Source organism: Paraperibacillus esterisolvens (genome assembly GCF_046237625.1).
Taxonomy (GTDB): domain Bacteria; phylum Bacillota; class Bacilli; order Bacillales; family DSM-1321; genus Paraperibacillus; species Paraperibacillus esterisolvens.
The window spans coordinates 3,367,467-3,392,822 of record NZ_CP143545.1; the positions used below are offsets into that span (position 1 = coordinate 3,367,467).

Genomic DNA, 25,356 nt, shown 5'->3' on the forward strand with positions numbered 1-25,356 from the left:
CAGGTTCCAGGCTGTTTTTTGAGACGGAACTCATTCCCTTAAGTATTATTCCTTAAAAGATGCATATTTTATCCTGCCGCACACATAATGCGAAAAGGCGGGGTTGAATCACCTGCATACAAAATGATGTGGAAATAAACGCCATCCTAGTTATGTAATGAAAACAGAGTTTATTTCTTGCACTTTATCAAAAGGAATTTTTTTGTTTCCCGAACGATTATTGCTCTTTTTAGATTAAAAGGTACATTGGTTATGCCCCGGATTTCAGGGCAAAAATAAAAACCTTCCTATTAGTGAGGAAAGGTTCATCTTCTTCAATCAGCCTTTCGCTCTTATCGGTCAAGGTCACGAGCCTTGCATCAGGTTAGCACCTTTGCCCTGGAAAATGAGATCATTTTCTTAGATTGCAGGTTGCTGGGTTTCATCGGGCCTGTCCCTCCGCCATCTCGGGATAAGAGAATCCGTTCAAGGTTGAATAATACCTTATCAAAGCCGGGGTTGTCAATGCTTTTTATGCAGAGAAAAAAGCACTGCCCTGCCATTGATTTACCCTATCCGGCCCCCGCAAAACAATCGGCCCTGAATGTCTCCTTTTTAGGTGAAAGATACGTGAAAAATCATGAGCAATTTACGAAAAGCCAAATAAAATAACGCATATTAGTGTGGACTAATGATATTAATGTGTTATACTAATTTCATATAAAATAAATCATAAAAAGGATGGTATCTCATATATGAATACTGTTGGTGTGACGAATCAACTACAGGAATTATTGTCCGGTGACAATATTCGAATGGATCTCTCTGTTCCTCAGCTTGTCGAAAAAGTATTGAACCGGGGTGAAGGTGTCCTCACCTCCACTGGCGCAGTAAGGGCTGAGACAGGAAAATATACCGGGCGTTCCCCGAAAGATAAATATATTGTTGAAGAAGCATCAACCCGGAATAAAATTGACTGGGGTTCAGTCAATCAGCCGATATCTGAAGAAATATTCAATAATTTATATAATAAGGTAATCAGCCACCTGCAGGCTAAAGATGAGGTTTTTGTATTCAGGGGTTATGCAGGTGCAGACGGCGATCACCGCCTGGGCATCAGAGTCATCAATGAATATGCATGGCACAATCTTTTTGCCCAGCAGCTATTCATCCGTGCGGAAGCCGGGGAACTTGCGGAACACCAAACGGATTTCACCATACTTTCTGCTCCGGACTTCAAAGCAGATCCCTCTGTAGACGGCACAGGGAGCGAAACCTTCATCATTGTTTCTTTTGAGCGCAAAACTATATTGATCGGCGGAACAGAGTATGCCGGCGAAATGAAAAAATCTATTTTTTCAATTATGAACTTTCTTCTGCCTGAATCCGGCATCCTTTCGATGCACTGCTCAGCGAATGTTGGCAGAGAAGGCGATGTCGCTTTATTCTTTGGTTTATCCGGGACAGGAAAGACAACGCTTTCTGCAGATACCAGCCGCAGGCTGATTGGTGACGATGAACACGGCTGGTCTGACAGCGGGGTTTTCAATATCGAAGGCGGCTGTTACGCAAAGTGCATCGGACTGACCCGTGAAAAGGAACCTCAAATTTTTGATGCCATCCGGTTCGGATCTGTCCTTGAGAATGTCGCGGTAGACGCTGAAACACGCATGGCAGATTATGAAAGCTCTGTCCTGACTGAGAATACGCGTGCCGCTTATCCAATTGAGGCCATAGACAACATTGTCTCACCAAGCATAGCCGGCCACCCGAATACCATCATATTCCTGACAGCAGATGCATCCGGAGTCCTGCCTCCAATCAGCAGGCTGACAAAAGAACAGGCGATGTATCACTTCCTGAGCGGCTATACAAGCAAGCTTGCAGGAACAGAGCGGGGAGTCACCTCGCCTCAGGCTACATTCTCCACCTGCTTCGGATCGCCATTCCTTCCACTGCCGGCCCAGCGCTATGCTGAAATGCTTGGTGAGAAAATGGATGAACATCAGGCTAAGGTTTTCCTGGTCAACACAGGATGGACAGGCGGCGAATACGGAACAGGCAGCAGGATGAAGCTCGCTTATACCCGCGCCATGGTTCAGGCAGCTCTCGAAGGAGAATTGAATGATGTGCAAACGGTCAGGGATGAAATTTTCGGCCTGAACGTACCGGTCGCGGTCAGCGGAGTTCCAAGCGAAGTGCTGAATCCAGAGAAAACCTGGGCGGACCCATCAGCCTACAGGGCGAAAGCCTTTGAGCTTGCTGATCAATTCCGCCAAAATTTCAAGAAATTCCAGGATGCTGCACCGGAGATTGAACTGTACGGCGGTCCTATCGCCTGACAGCAGAAGAAGAAACCTCCCATCTGCAGTTGTTATCATAAGCAGGGCGCCCCATTATAACGGGGCGCCCTTTTTTCTTAATTGGTTGAATTTAATTTAACAAGCTCATAGGTTATCACAGTGCTTTCCTTTTCCCACTCTAACTTCCTGATGAAGGCCGTGCCGCTTCTTTCTCCCTCTTTTGTCTTTCTCACTTCCACAGGCACATCCAGCGGATACAGCCGGTAACCATCCTTGCTCAGCTGAAACGTATTTTCCTCGGTTCTCTTTTCTCTCCCCTTGGTGACGATAATAGTATTCAGCTCCATCGGCATCCCCATATTCATTCCTCCCTTTTTATGTTGGACTCTTTCCTTCTAGATTATTGTTTTAGGAAATTATTGTAGTGAAAGGCGCGCGAAGTCCCCTGCGGGCGCTGCGGGACAGGTGAGACCCTGCAGGCAAAGCCGAGAAGGCTTAAGTGCATGCAGCGAAAATCCACTTTTTTATTCAACAGCCGCCATGTATGCAAAAACAGCCTTATATTAAGAATATCATTTTTTCCCGGTCAGTTTCATCCAGTTTGTCAAATCAGCCACCATTTGCCGATTCCTCAATGGAGGAAAGTAATGGGTGAACTCTTGAAAATACCATGTTTCCGGTTCTCTTCCAATTTCCTTCAGCCTCTTTTCCAGCCTGTAGGAATGTTCAATGGACACATTTCGGTCCCTCGCTCCATGGATAATCAGCACCGGACAGCGGATTTCTTCTGCCTGGTACAGCGGGGTTCTGTATTTATACCGGTCTGGATATTTCTTAGGCGTGCCGCCAATCACCCTTTTCATCATCCTTCTTAAATCTATCCGTTCCACATACGTCAGGGCCATGTCTGTCACCCCGCCCCAGACCGTGACAGAGGCAGCCTGCGGACATGCGGCAGCTGCCAGTAGAGCCATCACTCCCCCTCGTGAGAAACCGAAAATATGGATCCTGTCCTTTATGACGCCCGGCCACTGTAAAAGAAGCGAGAAGGCTGAAATGGCATCTTCCCGGTCTTCCCCGGCAAAATCCTCATCTCCCTCACCTCCCTGGTTGCCTCGGTAAAAGGGTGCAAATACCACAAATCCCTCTGATGCAAATTGAGCTATCCGAGCCGGCCTGACCTTCCCGACATTTTTTATCCCGCCCCTTAAATATAAAAACCCCTCGAATGGCCCGTCTTCCCTGGGCTCAGCAAGCATCCCCTTCACCCTCAGGCCGCCTGAGCGGTACGTGATCAGAAAAAGTCTGACATGCGGGTTGGGAGAGGGGAACTCCCGCTTTGAAATAAGGATTTTTTCTTCCTGCCCTGACATAACGGCACCTCCACTATTGCATTTTCATCCAGCAGTACGTGTCCTTGCCTGGCTGGATTTGTTTAAAACCGGCGATGAAGGACTTTTTAATCCCAGCCGCCCCGATGTAGTTCTTTATTTCCCTATAGGCATTCACACATTTTTTTAACAAACATACGATAAGTTAAACATTTACAAAAGAGCTGAAGAAGCTCTTGAAGGAGGATTTTCATGAAAAAAGCATTCAAAACGGGCTTTGGCCTGCTTCTTGTCCTGATACTTGCCCTGCCGCTTTCCGGCTGCGGGAAAGAGGAGGTACAGAAGGTGCGTGTAGCCGAAGTGACCCGCTCCATTTTTTATGCTCCTCAATATGTAGCGCTCGAGAAGGGCTTTTTTAAGGAAGAAGGCCTCGATGTGGACCTGAAGACCACACCCGGCGGGGATAAAACCATGACCGCCCTCCTTTCCAATGGAGCTGATATTGCCCTGGTAGGTTCAGAGACATCTATTTATGTATCTGCCCAAGGCTCAAAGGATCCTGTTATCAATTTTGCACAGCTCACCCAGACGGATGGAACCTTTTTAGTATCTCGTACGAAATTGGATAACTTCAGCTGGGAGCAGCTGAAGGGGAGCACCTTCCTCGGCCAGCGCAAAGGCGGAATGCCGCAGATGGCAGGCGAATTTGTCCTGAAGCAGAAAGGAATCGATCCCCACAAGGATCTGAAGCTTATCCAGAATATTGATTATGCCAACATTGCCACAGCTTTTGCATCCGGAACCGGAGATTTTGTACAATTGTTTGAACCAACCGCGAGCGTCTTTGAAAAAGAGGGAAAAGGATATATCATAGCTTCGTTTGGAACAGAATCAGGACATATCCCTTATACGACCTTCATGGCTAAAGAAAGCTTCCTAAAGAAGAAAAAGGACGCTGCAGAAAAATTCACAAGAGCCGTAAATAAGGCACAGGAATGGGTGTATGCACACAGCCCGCTGGAAATCGCAGAGGCAATACAGCCATATTTCCCTGAAACCGACCTTGATTTAATTGAAACTGTTGTAGAGCGGTATAAAAAGCAGGAGTCATTTGCAAAAAACCCTGTTCTCGATAAGGAGGAATGGGATAATCTGCAGAACATTATGGAAGAAGCAGGCGAACTGCCAAAGCGGATCAGCCACGACAGCCTCGTAAACACTGAAATTGCAAAAAAAGCGGCAGATGAATAAGGAGGCCCAGCTATGAGCTTTCTGCGCATCAAAGATGTCAGCCACACTTATTTTTCTAAACAGGATGCTGTAACGGCACTTGAATCCATTGACATGGATATCGGGGAAGGAAGCTTTGTTTCCTTCCTCGGCCCAAGCGGCTGCGGGAAGACTACATTGCTTTCCATCATATCAGGACTGCTCGTACCGACTGGCGGCACAGTAACTTTGGAAGATAAACCGGTCCACTCAACATCCGAGCATCTGATAGGCTATATGCTTCAGCAGGACTATCTATTCCCGTGGAAGACTATTGAACAAAACATTCTCCTTGGGCTCGACATTTTGGGCAGGAACACAGAGGCGTCAAGGGAGAAAGCGTTCAGCCTGCTCAGGGAAATTGGACTTGGCGGTACGGAGGCCCATTATCCCAAACAGCTGTCCGGCGGGATGAAACAGCGTGTCGCCCTCGTCCGGACGCTGGCTGCCGAACCCCGGCTGCTGCTGCTGGATGAGCCATTTTCCGCGCTGGATTTCCAAACAAAGCTTAAGCTTGAAGATCTCGTCTGGACTACGCTGAAGTCCTTCGATAAAACAGCCATCCTGGTTACGCACGACATCGGGGAGGCCATCGCTATGAGTGACACCATTTTTTTATTCGATACGAAGCCTGGTCGTATATATAAGAGGATAGACGTCACAGGCGAATTGAAAAGCCTGAAACCCCTGGAGGCCAGGAACCACCAGGAATATACTTCTTTATTTCAGGAAGTATGGAAGGAGATGGAACAACTTGAGCAGCAGTCCGCACGACCTTAAACACCTCCATCAGAAATATCTGAAATCTCTAAGCAGGGAAAAGCGGATGGTAAGGACCTATCAGCTGCTCATCTTCCTATTCTTTTTCTCATTATGGGAAGCTGCCAGCAGGCTCCAATGGGTCGATCCGCTGATTTTCAGTTCGCCTGCCAAGATTGTCACCCAGCTCTATACAAAGACACTGGACGGCTCGATTTTCCCGCACATCAGTTTTACCGTCTTTGAAACGATACTGGGCTTTGTTATCGGGACATTGGCTGGTACGCTTCTCGCGGCCTTTCTCTGGTGGTCCCCGCTCGCGTCAAAGGTGCTGGATCCTTATCTCGTCATTTTGAATGCAATGCCAAAGGTTGCCCTGGGCCCAATACTGATCGTTGTCCTTGGGCCCGGCTTCACGTCTATCATCGCCATGGGCGCCATTATTTCTGTAATCATCACCACTATCGTCGTATATACGGCCTTCAGAGGAGTGGACCCGAACTATCTTAAAGTGCTGTATACATTTGGGGCCTCACGGTATACATGCTTCAAAGAGGCCATCCTGCCAGCCTCCTTCCCGGCCATCATATCCACACTTAAAGTCAATGTCGGCTTATCATGGGTTGGTGTCATAGTCGGTGAATTCCTCGTATCAGAAAGAGGGCTCGGATACTTAATCATTTACGGCTTCCAGGTCTTCAATTTCACGACTGTACTAAGTTCGTTATTAATTATTGCCGTCTTTGCTACCATCATGTATCAGCTGGTAGAACTTCTGGAACGGAAACTGATAAAAAACTCGAACTAAGAAGGGAGAACACTGGTTTCTCCCTTTAAAATTGGTTATCGCCCCATGCTGCAGCTGGACATGAACCTTGCGGCAGAAGAGCCTTAACGATTTACTCCCATTTCCTCTATTATCCCCAGGCAGATGGGCAGGAGCTCATCCTTCATTATATAACTGTAATCCTCACTGGCTTCTAAATTTTCTGGAAATGCTGCAGCAAGAAGAGGACCCTCTGTTTCTAAATAGTCTTCCTTCTGCTTCAATCCTTTTAGATCTGTATAAAAAACCGCCTTATAAAAATCCTCGCTGCCGCACACCACCCGGTAGGACCCCAGGTATACAAGTTCCCCTGCAAGTCCCCCTGTTTCCTCATATACCTCACGTGCGCAGGCTTCCTCAAGCGTTTCTCTGCCCTCAGCCTTGCCGCCGGGAAACTCAAGTCCTCTTTCCTTGTGCCTCGTCAGCACCCATTTCCCGCGGTAAGTACAAACAACCCACACATGCCTTGCCCTTTCCAGCATCCGCCCCTTTCCGCTGCTGAACAGCACATTGCAGCCATTTTTGTCTATAAACTCCCTGACGATTCCCAATGCCTGACCCTCCTGTCGGGAACAATCTCCATCTCAGGAAAAGTTATCTCCTGAGAATTGTCCCCATTTCCCGATGATATCTGATACCATCATAGCAAAAATTGAGAGGCCCTGTGCCTTATTTTCCTGTTTCGAGTATCCCCATGCTTCTGATATGCGCCTTTGCATCCTGATCCCCAAGCTCGTAAACCATCCGGTAAGCTTCTATCAGCGAGTTATCATAAGAATCATTGGATTCATCGTTGTGATATTCTACAAAGGGTACATGGGCACGCAGGAAGGTTTCCCAGGCAGCAGCATTTCCCTGATCAAAATACTCCCTCAGGATCCGGATTTCATCCTGTGTGGCCTCGATTTTAAAATTCCATTCCGACGCTTCCCTGTCCCGTAAAATCTGGCCGGACCCCATGGCGATATAATACGTCTCTATTCCTTGATCCAATTGATGTCACCCTTTCAGGTTTTTCTTATCTTATATGGTTCCCTCAGCCGGTCCTCTTCCATTCACCCCACAGCCAGAGAAAGTGTTTCGAAGCAGCAGGTAAACTTTTTTCTTTAAATCGGTAAAAATTGATTAAAGGAGCTTGAAAGGGGTAATAAAAATATACATTGACCCTGCATATTTTGGATGAAAAGCTAATATAGAAGCAATATAAGTAACAATGAAAAATCACCTGATAGGAAGGCTTGCCATTTGATAATCATTGACTGCGAGGGGTGAATAATATGAAGCTGATAGAAGAATTGTACGAGCTGTATAAAACCAAGCTGACCGGGGACGAAGAAGATATCGATATGCTGGCATTTGCTGTGCTTGAACAGCTTAGCCGTGAGGAAATCCTGGGCCTCATCCGTGATATGGACAACCAGGAATTAAACAACTTGATGGGGCTGTATATTATCGAGAGTCTGAAGGGTAAATTTGCCCAGGAAAACTTTGAAAAACATCTTCCCTATCCATCCCGGAACCTCCATTAATACATAGGATGACAGCAAAAAGCCTTAAAGCCGCCAGCTTTAAGGCCTTTCTTTTCTAAAAGGGGGATTCCTTTGTATGGTAAAATAAAAGCAGAACCAAGACAGAATTCCGAAGGATGTGAGAACTTTGAAAGTTATTCTCGTCATTTCAATCATCATCGTGCTCGCTGTTCTAATACTTGCTGTGCTCACCACATCAAAGGCATATACGGTCAAGCATACGGTCGATCCTATCGAAAATAACCCTAACGTTTTAAAAGATGAGAATTCGACTATCGACGAAGACACAAAAAAGGAATAAAAAAGGATGCCCCTCTTGTCTGCCCGCCCCATGCGCGGCTGGAGCGGGATTATTCAAACCCGCATCCATTAACCGCCATCCAGGGCAGACTCTAAGGACATCCTGTACTTTACTGTGTAAAGGGGCGCAGCTCCATGTCGCAAGGCTGCCATGCATAGGCGGCGGGCATAAAACTCATGTTTGCTTTATGCGAATACCTGCTGAAGCTCTTCCTTACTATGTGTAAGCCAGAATTTCATCAGCTTTTTAGCTCCTTCAAGGTCATGAAGCTTTGCCTGCCCGCATTGCTTTTCGGAAGCAGCCGGCACCTCTGTTACCTCTACAGCATCCTTCATCGTATCTTCCAGCACATCGATGATCTCCGATACAGAAGGTTCGCCGCTTACCACCAGATAGTAGCCAGTCTGGCATCCCATAGGTGATATATCTATAATATCGAAATGATCATATTTCTCAGTATACTTACGGATATTTATAGCAAGTAAATGTTCCAGCGTGTGGATGGAGTCAGGCTTCATCGCTTGCTTATTCGGCTGGCAGAATCTAATATCATATTTATTAACCACACCGTCGCTGCCTACCTTATGCACTCCGCAATGTCTGACATATGGCGCTTTAACAGCATTGTGATCTAGTTCAAAGCTTTCTACTGAAGGCATCAAATCACTCCTTTGTAAGTCTAATTTACATTTTACAACTTTTCCTGGATTTTTTCATCCCTTTCCAAAAATTTATATAATTCCTACCGGAATAATAACCTATAAGAAAGAAGGCAACACATTTTGCAGAAAATCGTGATAGGATTGTTCAGATTTTATCAACTTGCCATTTCCCCGCTGAAGCCGCCTAGCTGCCGCTTCTATCCAACATGCTCCAGCTACGGAATTGAAGCAGTGAGGCGGTTTGGCGCATTAAAGGGCAGCTATCTTGCTGTAAAGCGGATACTGAAATGCCATCCTTTCCATCCGGGAGGCTTTGACCCTGTTCCGGAACCAAAGCAATCCCCGAGAAAAAAATGACCAGTGCTAGACCTTTGTTTTGTGCCAGGCGTATATAATTTCCCCGGCAGCAAAAAATACTTGAAATCATCCAAGATATTGGTTACTATATCTTAGTACAATTCGGAATCGTTTCGAATTATTTTTTTCTAGTTCTAAATCGTAATCAATACGAATTATTGACCCCAGGGGGAAATAGCTGATGAAATCGAAAGTAAAATGGATCATTCCTTTTCTATTGACAGTATTAGCTGTCGCCGGATGCTCAGGCAAAGATCAAGGGAACTCCAGACAGGGGAAGAGCCCAGACAAAATCAATGTCTATGCTACCGTCTATCCGCTTCAATACTTTGCCGGCAGCATCGGCGGCAAATATGTGGAAGCAAAATCTGTTTATCCGCCGGGCACAGACGAACACACCTTTGAACCATCACAGAAAGACATCATCAAGATGACAGATGCCGATTTATTCTTATATGTCGGCCATGGACTGGAAGGATTTGTTGAAAAGTCCAAGGGCATCTTAGAAGGTGAAGATGTAGCGATGTCTGCAATAGGCGAAAAAATGGATCTGAAGGAAGAGAGCCATGATGACCATGCTCACGAGGAAGAAAGTCATGACGAACATACTTATGGGGACATTGACCCTCATGTTTGGCTCGATCCAGTATTAGCCAAAGAAATGGCTGGCTTAATAAGAGATGAACTTGCCAAACAGAAACCGGAAAAAAAGGAATACTTTGAGGAAAATTATACGAAACTGGCAGCGAAGCTGGAGGCGCTGGATAAAGATTTCCAGAAAACAGCTGCTGATGCGGGCCGCAAAGAGATTATTGTCTCTCATGCAGCCTATGGATACTGGGAGAAGCGCTATGGTATAAAACAAATCAGCATCGCCGGTCTTTCAAGCTCAAGCGAGCCATCGCAGAAGCAGTTACGGAAAGTCGTGGAAACTGCCAAAAATCACGATATCAAATATGTGGCCTTTGAGCAGAATGTCAGCTCCAAGCTGACTGAAACCATCCAAAAAGAAATTGGGGCGGCCCCGCTGACCCTTCATAACTTATCTGTTTTAACTGAAAAGGATATAAAAAATAAGGAAGATTATTTTACCCTGATGGATAAAAATCTTTCAACCGTACGTACCGCCTTAAATAAGTAATATTCAAATAACCTTGCCGTTTTCGGCAAGGTTATTTGAATTAAAGCGCTTACTATTTTTGTTTAAGAGCCTGCAGTTCTTCATCTGCAAGCATGGTGATGGTCTTAATCACATATTCGGGGAGTCCTCTTAACAGCAAGATTTCGGCGATCAGATATGGTTTGTTCGTTAATCTCATCAATTCAGCCTCCTGCAGCTTATTCATTATCTCCATTATAAACGTAAACAGAGTCATGAAAAATCGGCAAAAAGCCCATTTTCAGAATTTTTTTAATCTTTCATTGTATATATTTCTTTGTGCGAAGTGATCCTAAGCAGTCTCTTCTCGTTAATGTCAAAGCCAATGCCGCTTTTTTCCGGCACAGATATCCACCCGTTGATTGCTTTTATTTCCGGCTGAATGATATCTTCTTCCCAGTAACGTGAAGAGGAAGCAATATCACCCGCTATCGTAAAACCAGGAAGCGAGGCCAGGGCGATATTATGCGCTCTGGAAACGCCGAACTCCACCATTCCTCCACACCATACCGGAATACCCTGCCTTAAACAAAGGTCATGGATTTTTTTTGCCTGTGTCCATCCTCCCACCCTGCTCATCTTGATATTAATGATCTTACAGCTTCCGAGACGGATAGCACCGATGGCGTCATAGTAGGAATGTATGCTCTCATCCAGGCAGACCGGCGTTTTCAGCTCCTTTTGGAGCAGGGAATGCTCCACGATATCATCATGGGCAAGGGGCTGCTCGAGCATCATTAACCGGAATTCATCCAGCCGTCTTAGATGGCTGCTGTCTTCAAGTGTGTAGTCGGAATTCGCGTCAGCCATGAGCGGCAGATCGGGAAAGTTTCTTCTGATGTCCTGGAGCACCTCATAATCATTGGTCCTGCTGATTTTTATTTTATAGCGCTGATAGTTCTCTTCCCTCAGTCTTTCAATCTGCTGGATGGCTTTTCCGCTTGAAGCGCCCGATATCACTGCCCCGGATGGTATTTTCCCGCCCTTTCCGCCAAAAAGGCTGTAGATGGGAACTCCCATCTGCCGTGCATACAAATCCCATAGGGATTGTTCAAGCCCGGCCTTTGCCATGTTATTTCTCCTGAACTTCTTAAAAACATGCTCAATTTCCTTTGGACTCTTAATCTTGTATTGAAATAAGGCAGGAATCAGAAAGTCCTTTAAAATATGATGGGCCGTCACCACGGTTTCCTCTGTATACCAGGGGCTTGAGAAGGCGGTCACCTCCCCATAGCCTTTTACCCCTTCCTGGTCCATGGTTTCAACAATGATGGCCTCCCGCTCCTCAACGGTTTCAAGGTGGGTAACAAATGGTGATTTGAGCCCGGCCGATATAAAGTATAAGGTAATCGATTTAAGATTCACCCGGCTGTCCCTCCTTGTGGAACAGTCTGTGAAGTTCCCGCCTGACAAGTTTGCCAGATGCATTCCTCGGCAGGACGGCGACTGATATGATTCTTGAAGGTACTTTATATGATGCAAGCATTTTCCGGCAATGAGCCAGCAGCTCAGTCTCGGATATCCGAGTCCCTTCAGAAGGGACCACAAAAGCGACAGGCACTTCTCCCCACTTTTCATCCGGCATGCCTGCTGCACCTGCTTCGAAAACATGTTCATGCTGAAGGAGTGCCGCCTCTATTTCAGCAGGATATACATTTTCCCCACCGGAAATGATCAGGTCCGACCTGCGGTCAAGCACATATAAAAAGCCTTCGTCATCCAGATATCCGATATCTCCAGTAAAAAGCCAGCCGCCGCGGATTGCCTTTTCTGTTTCCGCTGCAAGATTATAGTAGCCCTTCGTCACATTGGGACCTTTAACCGCAATCTCTCCTTCTTCAAACGGCAGTCCTCTTCTGCCCTGTACATCTATATAAAGTTCATTAGGGAAAAGAGGCTTTCCAGCCGATCCTAGTTTCTTAAGGCTGTACTCCGGAGATAAAGTTACAAACTGTGAGGCAGTCTCTGTCATGCCATAGGTTTGAAAGACGGGAACCCCCAGGCGTGCACACCTGTCAAGCAAGGCCTTGGGTGCTGGCCCGCCGCCGAGAAGCATGCATCTGAAGGTTTCCGGAAAGGGCTCCGTCCCTCCTGCGATGATCCGGTTCAGCATGGCGGACACCACTGACATGATCGTTACACCCTTTTCCCTGATATCCCGGTTGACTGAAGTTTCATCAAAGGTTTCGTGCAGGATGACACGCATGCCATAAATCACACTGCGGAGGAGAATGGATAATCCGCTGATATGAAACAGCGGTACAGCACACAGCCAGCAGTCATTCTCATTCAGGCCAAGATTCAGGACAGATCCCATGGCGCTCCACCAATGATTGCCGTATGTCTGCATGACTCCCTTCGGCCTGCCTGTCGTCCCTGAAGTGTACATGATGGTAGCGGTACTTGATAAGCTGAAGCCTGCAGGTGACGGGACCGGCTGTCCTTCATTCAGTTCAAGGTCTTCTTTAAGGATGCAGCTGCAGGCAGCCAGGTCTGTACGTAAGCATTCTAAAACCTCTGAATGCTTAGACTCGCTGATAAGCCATGATGCCTCGGCATCCGCTGCCTGAAATGCGATCTCACTGCCGGTGAGGCGTGTATTCAGCAAAAGAATCCTTGCCCCCAGGCTCCACAAGGAGTGGATGATAAAGACTGTATCAGCATGGCTGCCCAAAAGGAGCCCGACTGTATGGCCTTCCCTGATTCCCCGGCGATATAGGGCGGCAGCATACAGAGTGGATGTGTTCTGTAACTCCAGGAAGGTGTATGTCTTTTTCTGAAATTCGAGGGCTGTACGCTCAGGAGTAAGCTCAGCCCTCTTTTTAAGCCAATTTGGCATAATGTCTTGTTCCATCATCATTAACCAGTCCTTTATGTGCAGTTCATAGAAAAAAGCCTGGCGGAATAGGTCCGCCAAGCTATATTACATCAAGGGAAACGAGGGAATTGGCCGAAATCAGGCTTCCTTTTTTCCTTAAAGGCGTCCCGTCCTTCTTTTGCTTCATCTGTTGTGTAATAAAGAAGAGTCGCATCACCTGCAAATTGCTGGATGCCGGCAAGACCGTCTGTATCTGCGTTGAAGGCAGCCTTCAGGAAGCGGATGGCTGTCGGGCTCTTCTCAAGGATTTCTTCACACCATTGAACCGTTTCATCCTCCAGCTGCTCCAGGGGAACAACCGTGTTGACAAGTCCCATATCAAGTGCTTCCTGCGCATTGTACTGGCGGCACAGGAACCAGATTTCCCTGGCTTTCTTATGGCCGACGATGCGTGCAAGATATCCTGAACCATAACCTGCATCAAAGCTGCCCACTTTTGGTCCTGTTTGTCCAAAAACAGCATTATCGGCAGCTATGGTAAGATCGCAGACGACATGTAACACATGCCCTCCTCCGATTGCATATCCGGCTACCATGGCAATGACCGGCTTCGGAATTACCCTGATAAGACGCTGAAGATCAAGCACATTCAGACGCGGAATCTGATCTTCGCCTACATAGCCGCCATGTCCGCGGACCTTTTGGTCTCCTCCTGAACAGAATGCTTTGCCTCCTTCACCTGCAAGGATGATCACTCCAATATTAGAGTCATCTCTTGCGTAAGCAAATGCATCAATCAATTCCATTACAGTCTTCGGTGTAAAAGCATTATGTACTTCTGGGCGGTTAATGGAAATTTTAGCGATGCCATTGTACGTTTGATATAAAATCTCATCATATTTACGTTCTGATACCCATTCTCTGGTCATGGTTTAACCCCTCTCATTCATTCTTTGCAAAAAGTCAGTTATTTTTCTCCCATATACCTCAGGCTGTTCCAAATGGATGGCATGGCCTGCATCCTCTATTATGGCCCAAATGCTGTCCGGCATCAATTGATCCATCTTACCGGCAATGGCACAAAATTTCCGGTCGAGTGATCCGCTGAGCAGGAGCACAGGGACCTTTAAGTCTCCCAGCCTATCCCAATAGGAAGGCTGGGAGCCGGTGCCCATCCCTTTAAGGCTGCCGGCAAGTCCAACAGGATCATTCAAGAGTCTCTGCTCCTTTAAGAAATCCTTCTGGCCGGCTGTCAGCTTCTCTGTCTGGCTTTGAAAGAGGGGGATCGCTCCCCACCTCTCGGCAAACGAAACAATTCCGTCCTTTAAGATTCCTTCAGCAAGCTCTGCATCTGCTATCCTCCGGGCTGCCCGTTCAGCTTCTGTCTTCAGGCCCGGTGAAGCACTCTCCAAGATCAAGGCTTGAACCCTCTCCGGATAGAGGATACTGAAGCATAATGCCAGCCTCCCTCCCATCGAGTACCCAAGGATGCATGCCCTTTGAATATCCAGTGAATCCAGAATCATATTAACAGCCTCTGCAGCTCTTTCCATCCTGTACCATCCCGGGTTCCCAGGACTGCTGCTTCTGCCGTGCCCGATCATATCAATGGCAATGTGCTTATAACCACTGGGCAGAAAGGGTGCCGCATACCTCCAGTTTGAGGATGAACCGGTAAATCCATGCAGGAGCACAAGGGCAGGACCCTCACCGCTGATTGTCACCTCATAGGAAACCCCGCCGGCTTCTATCTTCATTCCTGTCCCTTCATATCTTCCTGCTGCTTCATTTCCCGGGAAACATCATTCCACAGGTTTCGATGTTTTAAGACATTCGTTTGCCTGTCTGTCCTAAGTTCGATCACCTTTAATCCTTCTTTGTTAAAGGATTGTGAAAATTGTTCTAAAAATGTATGCCAGCTTTCAGGTGAAGAATATGTGCCGCCATATAAGCTTGCGGCATGCTCAAAATCCATGCCATGCGGAGTGCCAAAAAGGTCCTCGAAGTGCCTTTCGGAACTTGCCTGCGGCAGGAACGAAAAAATCCCTCCGCCGTCATTGTTCAGGATGATGATGGTGATGTTCAGCTTTAGGAGCCTGGCTGCAAGCAGGCCGTTCATATCATGGAAGAAACTGAGGTCTCCGATGACTAAAACAGTATGGCCAGATACGGCACTCACTCCAAGCGCTGATGATACAACACCATCTATTCCATTTGCTCCACGATTGCAAAACAGCCTTACATCCGTGGATGGAGAGAAATAAAAAGTATCCAGGTCCCTGACAGGCATGCTGTTGCCGACAAAAAGGCTCGAACCATCCGGCATCAAATCTGCAAGCAGGGAGAAGAGCTTGCCTTCGTCCAGTTCCTCGATATCGCGGACTGAGTGAAGCCCAGCCCTTGCATGGCCGCGAAGCTCACGCCAGCGCTTAAGCCATTCAGTCTGCCCGGCTGGTTCAAGCCTGCTCTCAAGGCTTAAGCAGAACAGAGTCTCATCACAGTAAATCATACTTCGGGCCGTGCCTGTCGGCTCGCGGAAGCCTGCTCCGCCATCTACCACGATCATATCTGTCCCTGCCTGCTCCTTCATGAATATCGTTAGAGCCTTGGAAACTGGCATGGCACCAAAACGCACAATTAAATCAGGCTTGAGCCCAGCTTTCACCTCTTCGAATCTTAAAAAGGTGTCATAAGTATCTATTATGTTTTCACTGACATATTTCACACTTCTTAATTGAGATAAAGGATCTGCCAGAATCGGAAAACCCGTATTCTCACTTAAGGCAATTACAGCATCATTGAATTCCTGTGAATCCATAGGCCCGCAGACAATCAGCCCCTTCTTTGCGGCTGCAAGCCTGCCTGCATATTGATCAAAGGCTGCAGACGGCAGGGTCTGCAAATTTCTGTTTTCTAATTCGAGTACAGCCTCGCTGCCTTCTCCAAACCAATTCCTCTCTTCTAAAAGCGGTATGAGCGGTTCACGGAACGGAAAGTTAAGATGAACAGGCCCGGCCGGTGATGCCAGGGCGGCCGAAGCAGCCCTGGCGCATACAGTCCGGGCATAATTAATCATCTCGACAGTATCCTCAGGCAGAGCCATTTCGGCAAACCATTTTACATATCTTCCATATAAATGGAGCTGATCGATCGCCTGTGGTGCACCGACATCCCTCAGTTCATGCGGCCTGTCGGCAGTCATGACCAGGAGGGGGATGCGTGAGATTTTCGCCTCCACTATGGCAGGGAAATAATTGGCCGCAGCTGTGCCGGACGTGCATAAAAGCCCGACTGTAGAGCCGGATGCTTTAGATATGCCCAGCGCATAAAAGGCGGCCGAACGTTCATCTATGTTAATGTGCACCTTTATGGCAGAATGCTCCATCAGCATATAGGCAAGGGGAGTAGACCTGGATCCGGGACTTACCACCACATGCCTCACACCTGCCCTGGCAAGTTCATCAACAAAGGCCCCGGTATATGCACTTAACGCTTCACGGTGTTGCATGGAGCTTTCCTCCTAAAGCACTTAACATCGGCTTGAATTTAATGGCAGTCTCAATATATTCACTTTCAGGAATGGAGCTTTCCACAATTCCGCATCCTGCAAAAAGAGACGCTTCATTGCCCTGGACAAGAGCTGATCGGATGGCTGCAGCAAACTCGCCATTGGACTTGCCATCTGTCCAGCCAACCGGGGCTGCATAGAAGCCTCGCTCCAGCCTCTCCAGCACCCTGATACGTTCCACTGCCTTTTTTTTCGGCAGTCCGCCCATGGCGGGAGTTGGATGCAGCTTTTCCACACAATCAAAGATGGAGACACCATCTTTGCATTCTCCCTCCACTGGAGTGAAGAGATGCTGGATATGCCTTGTCTTCATAAGTACAGGCCCGCTTGGAACCTCGACCGTTTCACAGACTGATTGCATGGAATCCTTGATCATCGATACGACATATTGATGTTCAATCTGATTTTTCTCGTCTTGAAGGAGGCTGTTTCCCAGCCTTTCATCCTCTTCCTGTGTCATCCCCCGGGCGATCGAGCCGGCAAGGCAGGCAGACGAAAGAACGCCTCCCTGTTTTTTGACGAGCTGTTCAGGGGACGCACCTATAAAGTAGTCACTTCCGGATTCCAGGCAGAAGATATAGCTTGTCTGCTGTTCCAGCAGAAGCCCTGCCAGCACAGGTTCAGCATCGACCCTGGAACGGAAAGCAAGCCTGGTTTCCCTGGCCAGGACTATTTTATCTAAATCTGTGGCTTTAATTTCTTCAATTGCCGCTTGGACGGTTCCTTTCCACTCTTCAGGAAAAATCTCTTCCTGCTCTATCAGTTCGTTTGAATAAGCAGGGTGAGCGGCCTCTTTACGTGCTTTGGCTGCAAGCTCTTCCAGCTCTTCACGTGCGTCAGTTAAAATTGTGAGGCTGTCGTCCTGTTTGATCAATAGATTGAGCGTTAAATAAGCCTCTCCGTCTATCACTGACAGCAAGTATTTTGGTATATAGAATAAATTATCTCCAAATTGGTCCCATAATTCCGAGCCGCTCTTTTGATGATCAAAAGAAAAACCCCCAAATAATAAAGGGCCTGTCCCTCGTATTTCCTTTTCTCTGGCAACGATTGCCCGGTCCAATAAATCGTTCCATACCTGCTCTATTGCCTGGTATCTTTTTGTATTATCATCTGTTTGGATCGTATCTATATTCCCTATTCCGGCAAGGATGGTGCTGCTAGCAGGATCCTGCCAGAAAAATCGTGTTCCTGTATATTTTTCTTTTCCTGAATGGTAGAAGGAAAGGGGGTCCAGCGCACCAATTCTAGTCACTTCGCTGAGCAGGACAGAACACTCCCTTTTCCGGGCTGCAGTCCTTGCCTCTAAAAAGCTTTCATTTACGTCAATATTGCTGGTGATTATCATATTATCCCCCCTCCTGTAATATTCCCACGATAAAACCTATTTAAAGATACACCCACAAAGCTCTTTATGTCAATAATTCCAGACTCTTACAGCCAGGACCATTCGAGTATTTTCCTTATTATATATCCAGCTGGTTTTCCGGCATATGAAGCAGCCGGGGCAGGCATGACCAAAAAAATACATTGACACGCCTGCATCCTTTTTCTACACTAAGTTTGTAATGAAAAAATTACAAGTCACACATTAATTGTGCCCTTAGTTTGATGGTAAACAAGCAAATGGTGAGACCCGCTTAACTTTCAAAGCGTGTTTTACCGGTTGAGGAGAGTATACATGCACACACATTTAGATACATCACACGCATCTCTCGTAAAAAACAAGAAAAACAATTGGAGGGTATGGTGGCAGCTTACCCGCCCCCATACATTGACAGCCGGCTTTGTGCCTGTCCTTGTTGGAACAGCCCTTGCGCTGAATGCCGGTGCGGGCTTCAATAAGCCTGTCTTTATCTGCATGATGATTGCTACTTTATTTATCCAGATGGCCACAAACATGTTCAACGAATATTATGATTTTAAGAGAGGCCTTGATAATGAGCAATCAATCGGCATAGGCGGTGCTATTGTCCGTGAGGGGATTTCACCGCAGACCGTTTTGAATATTGCACTCAGCCTGTATGGGCTCTCCATCCTCCTTGGCGTTTATATCTGTATGGAATCCAGCTGGTGGATCGCAGCGATCGGCCTTGTCTGTATGGCCGTGGGCTACTTATATACTGGCGGACCGTACCCAATAGCATACACGCCGTTCGGGGAACTCTTTGCCGGATTATTCATGGGTGTATTCATCATCCTGATATCGTTTTATATCCAGGCAGGCAATGTGACCATTTATCCATTTTTGGTTTCGATACCTGTCGCACTGCTGGTCGGTGCCATCAATCTTGCCAATAACATCCGTGATCTTGAAGGGGACAAGGAAAACGGGAGGAAGACGCTGGCGATTTTAGCCGGAAGGCGCAATGCAGTGATTATCCTCGGCACCATGATGGCGATCTCCTATGTATGGATCATTGCACTGGTTGCATCCGGCTTCACATCTCCATGGCTGCTGATTGTTGGACTGAGCATCCCACGGGCCATCCAGGCTACAAAAGGGTTCATCGGGAAAACCCTGCCGCTCCAAATGATGCCCGCCATGAAAGCGACTGCCCAGACAAACACACTATTTGGCTTCATGCTTTCCATTGGTTTGTTCCTCAGCTACTTCTTCTAAAAAGGCTGCCTTTACCGGCAGCCTTTTTTATGCCTTCTGTCCCCGCTTTCCTTCCAAATTTCTCCCAGAGTTTTTGCATGACCAGATTCGGGTATATATCTGTTACACGAACAAATTAGTATTCTCAGATTTGATGAGAGAATTATATATCAGACTATGACCAAGGGGTGTGAAAGGAATGTTATCGCAGGAACAAACAAAACAATTGAAGGAAGAGCTTATATCCATGAAGAAGGATCTTGAGCATCAGGTAGAGATGCAGGATCCCAGTGACGACAGTATTTCTGATTCAGTAGGAGAACTGAATTCAGTGGACAATCACCCTGCCGATCTCGCGACTGAGATCTTTGAAAAAGAAAAAGACGTTGCACTTGAGGAACATAATTCCAAAGAGCTGTCCAAGGTCAATATGGCTCTTGAGGCAATGGAAGACGGCTCCTACGGGAAATGCCGGGAGTGCGGAAAAGATATTCCGTTTGAGCGCCTGGAGGTTATCCCGTCATCCTTATACTGTATCGACCATACCAAGGAACGAACTATTTCAGAGGATCGTTCCGTTGAGGAGGATGTTCTTGAGCCTTCCCACCGGGATTCATTCCAGCGGCTGAGGGACAATCATCTGATTAATGATGACATTGACAGCTTTGAAGATGTAGCTAAATATGGAACATCTGAAACCCCTTCCGATTACTACGGGAAAATGGAAGACTACAATTCAATGGGCGATGGCAATGCGGATGATGACGGATATCCGGAAGACTATGAAGGATTCGCAGTTTCTGATATGGAAGGCCGGAATCCAAGAGCCTCCGATTCCAAAAAGGAAGAGGACTACGAACGCCAGCTGGATGAGGAAGGAATTGAGTCTAATATCGGGGACATTCCTTATCATGAGCGGGATAGTTATTTAGAAGACAAAGTCTCTGATAAAAAGGAGAAAAAATAAAAGTCAGGCCGGCCCTTTGACGGGACCGGCCTTTCTCTTATATCATAAATTGCGGCTTGATATGCCAGATTTCATCCGAATACTCACGAATCGTCCTGTCGCTCGAAAAATAACCAGCCATCGCTGTATTCACCAGGCTTTTCTTAGCCCAGCCGCCCCTATCGGAATAAGCCTCTTCAAGCATTCCCTGGGCCGTTACATACGAGTCAAAATCCCGAAGTACAAAGAACTGGTCATTCTCCGATAACAGTGAATCAAAAATCGTCTCAAAGTGCTCCGATGAATCGGGGAAAAACCCATTGATCAGCTGATTGCAGATAAGATGTATTCTCTCATCGCTATGATAATAATCATAGGAGTTATATCCCCCGTCAGCAAGATAGCTCAGTACCTTCTCAGCATCGAGGCCAAATATGAAGATATTATCAGGACCCAGACGTTCGGCCATCTCCACATTTGCGCCATCCAAGGTGCCTATGGTCACCGCACCATTGATCATGAATTTCATATTGCCCGTTCCGGAAGCTTCCTTGCCTGCTGTGGATATCTGTTCGCTTACTTCGGCGGCAGGAAATATTTCTTCACCCAGCGATACATTGTAATTTTCTATGAATACCACTTTGATATAGGGGCTTACATCGCTGTCTCCATTCACCTTTTCTGCAACAGCATTAATCAGTTTAATCACCTTTTTGGCAAAGTAATAGCCTGGAGATGCCTTTGCGCCGAAAATAAAGGTGCGAGGATGCGGCTTGAATTGTTTATCTTCCTTCATTCTATTATAGAGGTACATGATGTGGAGGACATTGAGCAGCTGCCTCTTGTAGGCATGAAGCCTTTTTACCTGAACATCAAAAATGGAAGCGGTATCCACTTTAATCCCTGTATTTTTATAGATACGGGATGCAAGCAGATTTTTTCTGGTCTGCTTTACTTTCATCAGCCGTTCAAGGACCGAGGCATCAGTTTGATATTCCATAAGCCGGGCAAGTTCTTCAGGCCTTGTCCTCCAGCCATCCCCAATATATTCAGACAAGAGGGCCGAAAGCTCAGGATTCGCTTTCATCAGCCAGCGCCGATGCGTGATACCATTGGTTTTATTATTGAATTTCTCCGGAAATACAGCATAAAAGTCTTTCATTTCCCTATGCTTCAGGATTTCCGTATGAAGGCGGGCTACCCCGTTCACGCTAAAGCTGCCCGCTATGGCCAAATGTGCCATTTTCACTTCACCGTGAGCAATGACAGCCATCTGTTCAATATGCTTCCAGTCACCCGGATATTGATCCCACAGATCCCGGCAAAAGCGTTCGTTTATCTCATGAATAATCATATAAAGGCGCGGCAGCAGCGCTGCCATGATATGTGCAGGCCATTTTTCGAGCGCCTCTGATAAGGTGGTATGGTTTGTATAAGAGATGGTCTTTGTAGTGATATCCCAGGCTTCTTCCCATGACAGTCCCTCTTCATCCAGAAGGATCCTCATCAGCTCTGGGATGGCCATTGCAGGGTGGGTATCATTAATATGCAGGCCGATTTTTTCTGGGAACAGCCGGATATCTTTGTACTTTTTCCGAAAAGCTCCCATGATTGATTGGATGGTGGCGGAAACAAGAAAATACTGCTGCTTCAGCCTGAGGATTTTTCCTTCTTCATGCTCATCATTTGGATACAGGAATTCTGTGACCGCTTCGGTTTCCCTTTTATACTTCATTACATCCTTCTGGCCTGGGGTAACGGCTGGCTCTGCACTCCATAACCGAAGGGTATTCACGGTAGAGTTCCGATAGCCTACTACCGGAACGTCATATGGCACCGCCATTACTCTCACTGAATCAACATGCCGGAACGACAGCCTGCCGTTTTCAACAAAGCTTTCAACCTTTCCATAGAAAGGAATTTCCACAGCAAGATCCGGTTTTCTTACTTCCCAGACAAAGCCGTGCCTGAGCCATTGCTCAGGCAATTCTACTTGAAAGCCATCCAGGATCTTTTGTTCGAAAAGGCCAAGTTTATACCGGATTCCGCAGCCATGCCCAGGAAGGGACAGGGAGGCAAGAGAATCCATGAAGCATGCTGCAAGCCTTCCCAGACCGCCGTTGCCTAGGCCGGCATCCGGCTCAAGATCTTCTACCTCCGAAAGATCGACATCCAGGTCTTTTAAGCCTTCCTTGATTATTTCGGTGATGCCGAGATTAAAAAGGTTGCTTCCCAGAAAGCGGCCAGGAAGAAATTCGATGGAAAGATAGTATATCTGTTTGGCATCAGATATCCTTGCTTTCTCAATTGATTCGATCCAGTTATGGCTGATATGTTCCCTGACCATGATCCCGAGGATATGGAACTGGTCCCGCTTTGAAGTTTCCCGAAAACTTTTCCCACATGCCGCTTCAAGCCTGTTTTGAAAATGCTTTTTAAAGGTTTCTTTATCAGAAAACACGGCTTCCACTTTGATTGACCAGCTCCTCATAAAGCAAATTATACTCTTTGGCCGATTGGGCCCAGCTATAATCCATCGACATTGCCTTGGCCACGATTTTCCCCCATGTTTCTTGATCCTGATAAAAGTACAGGGCCCGCTTAATGGTAAACAGCATATCATGGGCATTGAAGTTGCTGAATGAGAATCCGTTCCCTTCACCATTAAATTCATTATAAGGAGTAACGGTATCGTTCAGCCCCCCTGTCTCCCTTACAATCGGAACAGCTCCATACCTCATGGCAATCAGCTGGCCCAAACCGCACGGTTCAAACTTGGAAGGCATCAAAAAGAGATCTGCCCCTGCATAAATCTTATGCGCAAGTCCTTCATCAAATCCAATGATCGCTTTCACTTTATGCGGATAGTAATATTGCATTTCCTGAAAAAAGTCAGAGAACTGTGGATCACCGGTCCCGAGTACAACCAGCTGGATGTCCTCGCTGACAATTTCCCCGAATACCCCTCTCACCAATTCCAATCCCTTCTGGGCTGTGAGCCTGGTAATCATGGCAATGACCGGAACCGAAGGATTTTCCGGCAGGCCGAGGAGCTTCTGGAGTGCCCGCTTGTTGTCCGCCTTTCCGTCTATGCGGCTTGCGCTGTATGGTTTTTCAAGAGAACTGTCAGTTTCCGGGTCATACAGGTCTGAATCAATTCCATTTAGTATCCCGCTGAAGCTGTCTCCCCTGCTCCTCAGGAGACCATCCAACGCCTCACCGTAGTATTCCGTCTGGATTTCTTCTTTGTAGGTTGGGCTGACTGTAGTAATATGGTCAGCGGCAACAATGCCTGCCTTCATGAAATTAATGTTACCATAGAATTCCAAATGGTCCTCATTGAAGTAATAATCACTGACGCCAAGCAGGTCCCCGAGGATAGCTCTCGGGAATACCCCTTGGAATTGCAGATTATGGATCGTAAAAACAGTCTTGATGAATTCATAGCCTGGCCGTCCCTGATATTCTGTTTTATACAGGAAGGGAATCAACCCTGTATGCCAATCATGGCAGTGGAGGATCTGCGGCTCAAGGGCAAGCTGTCCGATTCCTTCCAGCACAGCCCTTGAAAAGTAGGCAAACCTTTCTCCATCATCAAAATCCCCGTACAGGTTATCCCTTTTGAAATAATACTCATTGTCCACGAAATAATAGTTAATTCCTTCAAGCTCTAAGTGGAAAATGCCGCAATACTGTCTGCGCCATCCTACCTGGACTTCAAACTCCGCTATCTTGGACATCCTATCTGTATATTCATGGCTGATTCCGCTGTACTTAGGCATGATCACACTCACCCGGTTTCCGTTTTCTGCGAGCTCCCCGGGAAGGGACCCGGCCACATCTGCCAGCCCTCCAGACTTAACAAATGGTACGCATTCCGAGACAGCAAAGAGAATATCCATCAGCTGACCACCGCTTTCTGGACGGCACCTTTCTTAATGACGATGGGCTGGTCCTTTGTTCCGATTAATTTGACTCCGTCTTCAATCCGCACATCTTTATCCAATATGACAGACTCGAGCACACATCCTTCTCCAATCTGGCTTTTCTGCATGATTACACAGTCCTTGATAACCGAACCTTTGCCTATTTTGACAGATCTGGAAATGATGCTGTTTTCGACTGCACCTTCGATAATACAGCCATTCGCGACCATGGAATTGGTCACTTCTGAATTCTTAGTATATTTGGTTGGTGGTTCATCCTTAACCTTTGTGAAAATCGGCTGGCTCTTATTAAAAAGTTTTTGCCATTTAGACGGCTCAAGCAGACCCAGGCTTGCTTCATAATAGGATTTGATGGAGTCGATAGTCACGCAATAGTCTGTGTATTCATATGTGCAGACCTTGTACGGGTGCTGTCCATCTTCAAACAAGTCATAAAGGCATTGATGGCCTGTAATATCGCGCTTGACAATCAGGTCGATCAGGAGCTCCCTTTTAAGAAGATACATTTCTAGCGGGCGCCCGTCCTTTGTAACTTCAGTGATATCACAGCCGCTCTCAATATGCTTGTCTAAAATCTCACAAAAGTCAACATTCAGGACTGTATAGCAATTGGAGACAACGGCATACTCCTGTGTGCTTCTTTTAAAATAGTCCAGGTGATAGGAAAAACATTGGAAAGATCCTATATGGTAAAAAGGTATATCCAAATTAGGGGCAGGGAAGAAGAAAAGGCCATCTCTCTTTCTGTCCAGATCCCAGTTCTTTCCGGACTCCAGGTGATCCATAAGAGATCTGTAATGAAATTTTGGAAAAACGGCTACACTGGTTATTCCTGAATTGACCATGCTTGAAAGCACAAAGTCTATGAGCCTGTATCTGCCGGCGAATGGCAGGGCAGCAAGGATTCTCTGCTCCGTCAGGTCTCTGAGTGGATCTTTATAAGTGGTTGCATCAATGACTCCAAGGATATTTTTATTCATGCTAAATCTCCCTTCCAAAT

The 25,356-nt window shown here is 46.8% G+C and carries 25 protein-coding genes and 1 riboswitch; of the genes, 10 read left to right on the forward strand and 15 right to left on the reverse strand.

Annotated elements, in window-relative coordinates:
- Positions 1 to 329: 329 nt before the first annotated feature.
- Positions 330 to 458: riboswitch (SAM riboswitch) on the reverse strand.
- 276 nt (positions 459 to 734) lie between these two features.
- Positions 735 to 2,321 (forward strand): phosphoenolpyruvate carboxykinase (ATP), encoded by a 1,587-nt coding sequence (gene pckA / locus V1501_RS16925; protein WP_409289941.1) that lies wholly within the window; start codon positions 735 to 737, stop codon positions 2,319 to 2,321.
- 77 nt (positions 2,322 to 2,398) lie between these two features.
- Here the strand turns inward: pckA and V1501_RS16930 are convergent, their stop codons facing one another.
- Complete coding sequence (locus V1501_RS16930) at positions 2,399 to 2,641, reverse strand: DUF2584 domain-containing protein (RefSeq protein WP_409289943.1); 243 nt, start codon at positions 2,639 to 2,641, stop codon at positions 2,399 to 2,401.
- Positions 2,642 to 2,854: 213 nt separating this feature from the next.
- Complete coding sequence (locus V1501_RS16935) at positions 2,855 to 3,655, reverse strand: alpha/beta hydrolase family protein (protein WP_409289945.1); 801 nt, start codon at positions 3,653 to 3,655, stop codon at positions 2,855 to 2,857.
- A gap of 210 nt (positions 3,656 to 3,865) precedes the next feature.
- On the opposite strand from V1501_RS16935, the gene V1501_RS16940 reads away from it, so the two are divergent.
- The 3 genes from V1501_RS16940 to V1501_RS16950 are packed head-to-tail and all read left to right on the forward strand — an operon-like array spanning position 3,866 to position 6,449.
- Complete coding sequence (locus V1501_RS16940; protein WP_409289947.1) at positions 3,866 to 4,864, forward strand: ABC transporter substrate-binding protein; 999 nt, start codon at positions 3,866 to 3,868, stop codon at positions 4,862 to 4,864.
- A gap of 12 nt (positions 4,865 to 4,876) precedes the next feature.
- The gene (locus V1501_RS16945) at positions 4,877 to 5,662 is read left to right on the forward strand and encodes an ABC transporter ATP-binding protein (RefSeq protein WP_409289949.1); all 786 of its coding nucleotides are present in this window, start codon (positions 4,877 to 4,879) and stop codon (positions 5,660 to 5,662) included.
- A gap of 46 nt (positions 5,663 to 5,708) precedes the next feature.
- A complete protein-coding gene (locus tag V1501_RS16950) occupies positions 5,709 to 6,449 on the forward strand; it encodes an ABC transporter permease (RefSeq protein ID WP_409293427.1) in 741 nt (246 codons plus the stop codon).
- A gap of 83 nt (positions 6,450 to 6,532) precedes the next feature.
- Here V1501_RS16950 and ytkD read toward each other — a convergent pair whose 3' ends face one another.
- Together ytkD and V1501_RS16960 are read right to left on the reverse strand one after the other, a co-directional pair.
- Positions 6,533 to 7,018 (reverse strand): RNA deprotection pyrophosphohydrolase, encoded by a 486-nt coding sequence (gene ytkD / locus V1501_RS16955; RefSeq protein WP_409289951.1) that lies wholly within the window; start codon positions 7,016 to 7,018, stop codon positions 6,533 to 6,535.
- Between the two features lie 118 nt (positions 7,019 to 7,136).
- A complete protein-coding gene (locus tag V1501_RS16960) occupies positions 7,137 to 7,460 on the reverse strand; it encodes a hydrolase (protein WP_409289953.1) in 324 nt (107 codons plus the stop codon).
- 284 nt (positions 7,461 to 7,744) lie between these two features.
- Between V1501_RS16960 and V1501_RS16965 the strand changes: the two genes are divergently transcribed.
- The gene (locus tag V1501_RS16965) at positions 7,745 to 7,996 is read left to right on the forward strand and encodes a DUF6154 family protein (protein ID WP_409289955.1); all 252 of its coding nucleotides are present in this window, start codon (positions 7,745 to 7,747) and stop codon (positions 7,994 to 7,996) included.
- A gap of 127 nt (positions 7,997 to 8,123) precedes the next feature.
- A complete protein-coding gene (gene ytzI, locus V1501_RS16970) occupies positions 8,124 to 8,297 on the forward strand; it encodes a YtzI protein (RefSeq protein ID WP_409289957.1) in 174 nt (57 codons plus the stop codon).
- A 185-nt stretch (positions 8,298 to 8,482) separates the two neighbouring features.
- Here the strand turns inward: ytzI and V1501_RS16975 are convergent, their stop codons facing one another.
- A complete protein-coding gene (locus V1501_RS16975) occupies positions 8,483 to 8,956 on the reverse strand; it encodes an S-ribosylhomocysteine lyase (RefSeq protein ID WP_409289959.1) in 474 nt (157 codons plus the stop codon).
- A gap of 120 nt (positions 8,957 to 9,076) precedes the next feature.
- Between V1501_RS16975 and yidD the strand changes: the two genes are divergently transcribed.
- Together yidD and V1501_RS16985 are read left to right on the forward strand one after the other, a co-directional pair.
- Positions 9,077 to 9,316, forward strand: coding sequence for a membrane protein insertion efficiency factor YidD (gene yidD, locus V1501_RS16980; RefSeq protein ID WP_409293429.1), 240 nt, complete (start codon positions 9,077 to 9,079; stop codon positions 9,314 to 9,316).
- A 181-nt stretch (positions 9,317 to 9,497) separates the two neighbouring features.
- Positions 9,498 to 10,457: a metal ABC transporter solute-binding protein, Zn/Mn family gene (locus V1501_RS16985; protein WP_409289961.1), complete on the forward strand. Its 960-nt coding sequence runs from the start codon at positions 9,498 to 9,500 to the stop codon at positions 10,455 to 10,457.
- 52 nt (positions 10,458 to 10,509) lie between these two features.
- Here V1501_RS16985 and V1501_RS16990 read toward each other — a convergent pair whose 3' ends face one another.
- The 7 genes from V1501_RS16990 to V1501_RS17020 all read right to left on the reverse strand — a co-directional run bounded on the left by V1501_RS16990 (position 10,510) and on the right by V1501_RS17020 (position 18,209).
- Complete coding sequence (locus V1501_RS16990; protein ID WP_409289963.1) at positions 10,510 to 10,635, reverse strand: hypothetical protein; 126 nt, start codon at positions 10,633 to 10,635, stop codon at positions 10,510 to 10,512.
- Between the two features lie 92 nt (positions 10,636 to 10,727).
- Complete coding sequence (gene menC, locus V1501_RS16995) at positions 10,728 to 11,840, reverse strand: o-succinylbenzoate synthase (protein WP_409289965.1); 1,113 nt, start codon at positions 11,838 to 11,840, stop codon at positions 10,728 to 10,730.
- Positions 11,830 to 13,329 carry an o-succinylbenzoate--CoA ligase gene (locus tag V1501_RS17000; RefSeq protein ID WP_409293431.1) on the reverse strand — a complete coding sequence of 500 codons (1,500 nt, stop codon included), beginning with the start codon at positions 13,327 to 13,329 and terminating at the stop codon, positions 11,830 to 11,832. The genes menC and V1501_RS17000 overlap by 11 nt, the downstream gene beginning before the upstream one ends.
- Positions 13,330 to 13,403: 74 nt before the next feature.
- Positions 13,404 to 14,222 carry a 1,4-dihydroxy-2-naphthoyl-CoA synthase gene (menB, locus tag V1501_RS17005; RefSeq protein ID WP_409289967.1) on the reverse strand — a complete coding sequence of 273 codons (819 nt, stop codon included), beginning with the start codon at positions 14,220 to 14,222 and terminating at the stop codon, positions 13,404 to 13,406.
- Positions 14,223 to 14,225: 3 nt separating this feature from the next.
- Positions 14,226 to 15,050 (reverse strand): 2-succinyl-6-hydroxy-2,4-cyclohexadiene-1-carboxylate synthase, encoded by an 825-nt coding sequence (gene menH, locus V1501_RS17010; RefSeq protein WP_409289969.1) that lies wholly within the window; start codon positions 15,048 to 15,050, stop codon positions 14,226 to 14,228.
- Positions 15,047 to 16,801, reverse strand: a complete 1,755-nt coding sequence (gene menD / locus V1501_RS17015) for a 2-succinyl-5-enolpyruvyl-6-hydroxy-3-cyclohexene-1-carboxylic-acid synthase (RefSeq protein ID WP_409289971.1) — start codon at positions 16,799 to 16,801, stop codon at positions 15,047 to 15,049. The genes menH and menD overlap by 4 nt, the downstream gene beginning before the upstream one ends.
- Positions 16,788 to 18,209 carry an isochorismate synthase MenF gene (locus V1501_RS17020; protein WP_409289973.1) on the reverse strand — a complete coding sequence of 474 codons (1,422 nt, stop codon included), beginning with the start codon at positions 18,207 to 18,209 and terminating at the stop codon, positions 16,788 to 16,790. The genes menD and V1501_RS17020 overlap by 14 nt, the downstream gene beginning before the upstream one ends.
- Positions 18,210 to 18,542: 333 nt before the next feature.
- Here V1501_RS17020 and V1501_RS17025 point away from each other — a divergent pair, with 333 nt between their 5' ends.
- Both V1501_RS17025 and V1501_RS17030 read left to right on the forward strand, forming a co-directional pair.
- Positions 18,543 to 19,484 (forward strand): 1,4-dihydroxy-2-naphthoate polyprenyltransferase, encoded by a 942-nt coding sequence (locus V1501_RS17025; RefSeq protein WP_409289975.1) that lies wholly within the window; start codon positions 18,543 to 18,545, stop codon positions 19,482 to 19,484.
- A gap of 178 nt (positions 19,485 to 19,662) precedes the next feature.
- Entirely contained in the window at positions 19,663 to 20,430 is a 768-nt protein-coding gene (locus V1501_RS17030) for a TraR/DksA C4-type zinc finger protein (protein ID WP_409289977.1), read from the forward strand.
- Between the two features lie 37 nt (positions 20,431 to 20,467).
- On the opposite strand, the gene V1501_RS17035 is transcribed toward V1501_RS17030, so the two are convergent.
- Genes V1501_RS17035 through V1501_RS17045 form a run of 3 tightly spaced genes read right to left on the reverse strand, consistent with a single transcriptional unit; the run spans position 20,468 to position 25,336 of the window.
- On the reverse strand, positions 20,468 to 22,870 hold the full coding sequence (locus V1501_RS17035; protein WP_409293433.1) for a glycogen/starch/alpha-glucan phosphorylase: 2,403 nt from the start codon (positions 22,868 to 22,870) through the stop codon (positions 20,468 to 20,470).
- Entirely contained in the window at positions 22,860 to 24,311 is a 1,452-nt protein-coding gene (gene glgA / locus V1501_RS17040) for a glycogen synthase GlgA (RefSeq protein ID WP_409289979.1), read from the reverse strand. Before glgA ends, V1501_RS17035 begins: the two co-directional genes overlap by 11 nt.
- Positions 24,311 to 25,336, reverse strand: coding sequence for a sugar phosphate nucleotidyltransferase (locus V1501_RS17045; RefSeq protein WP_409289981.1), 1,026 nt, complete (start codon positions 25,334 to 25,336; stop codon positions 24,311 to 24,313). The genes glgA and V1501_RS17045 overlap by 1 nt, the downstream gene beginning before the upstream one ends.
- Positions 25,337 to 25,356: the final 20 nt, after the last annotated feature.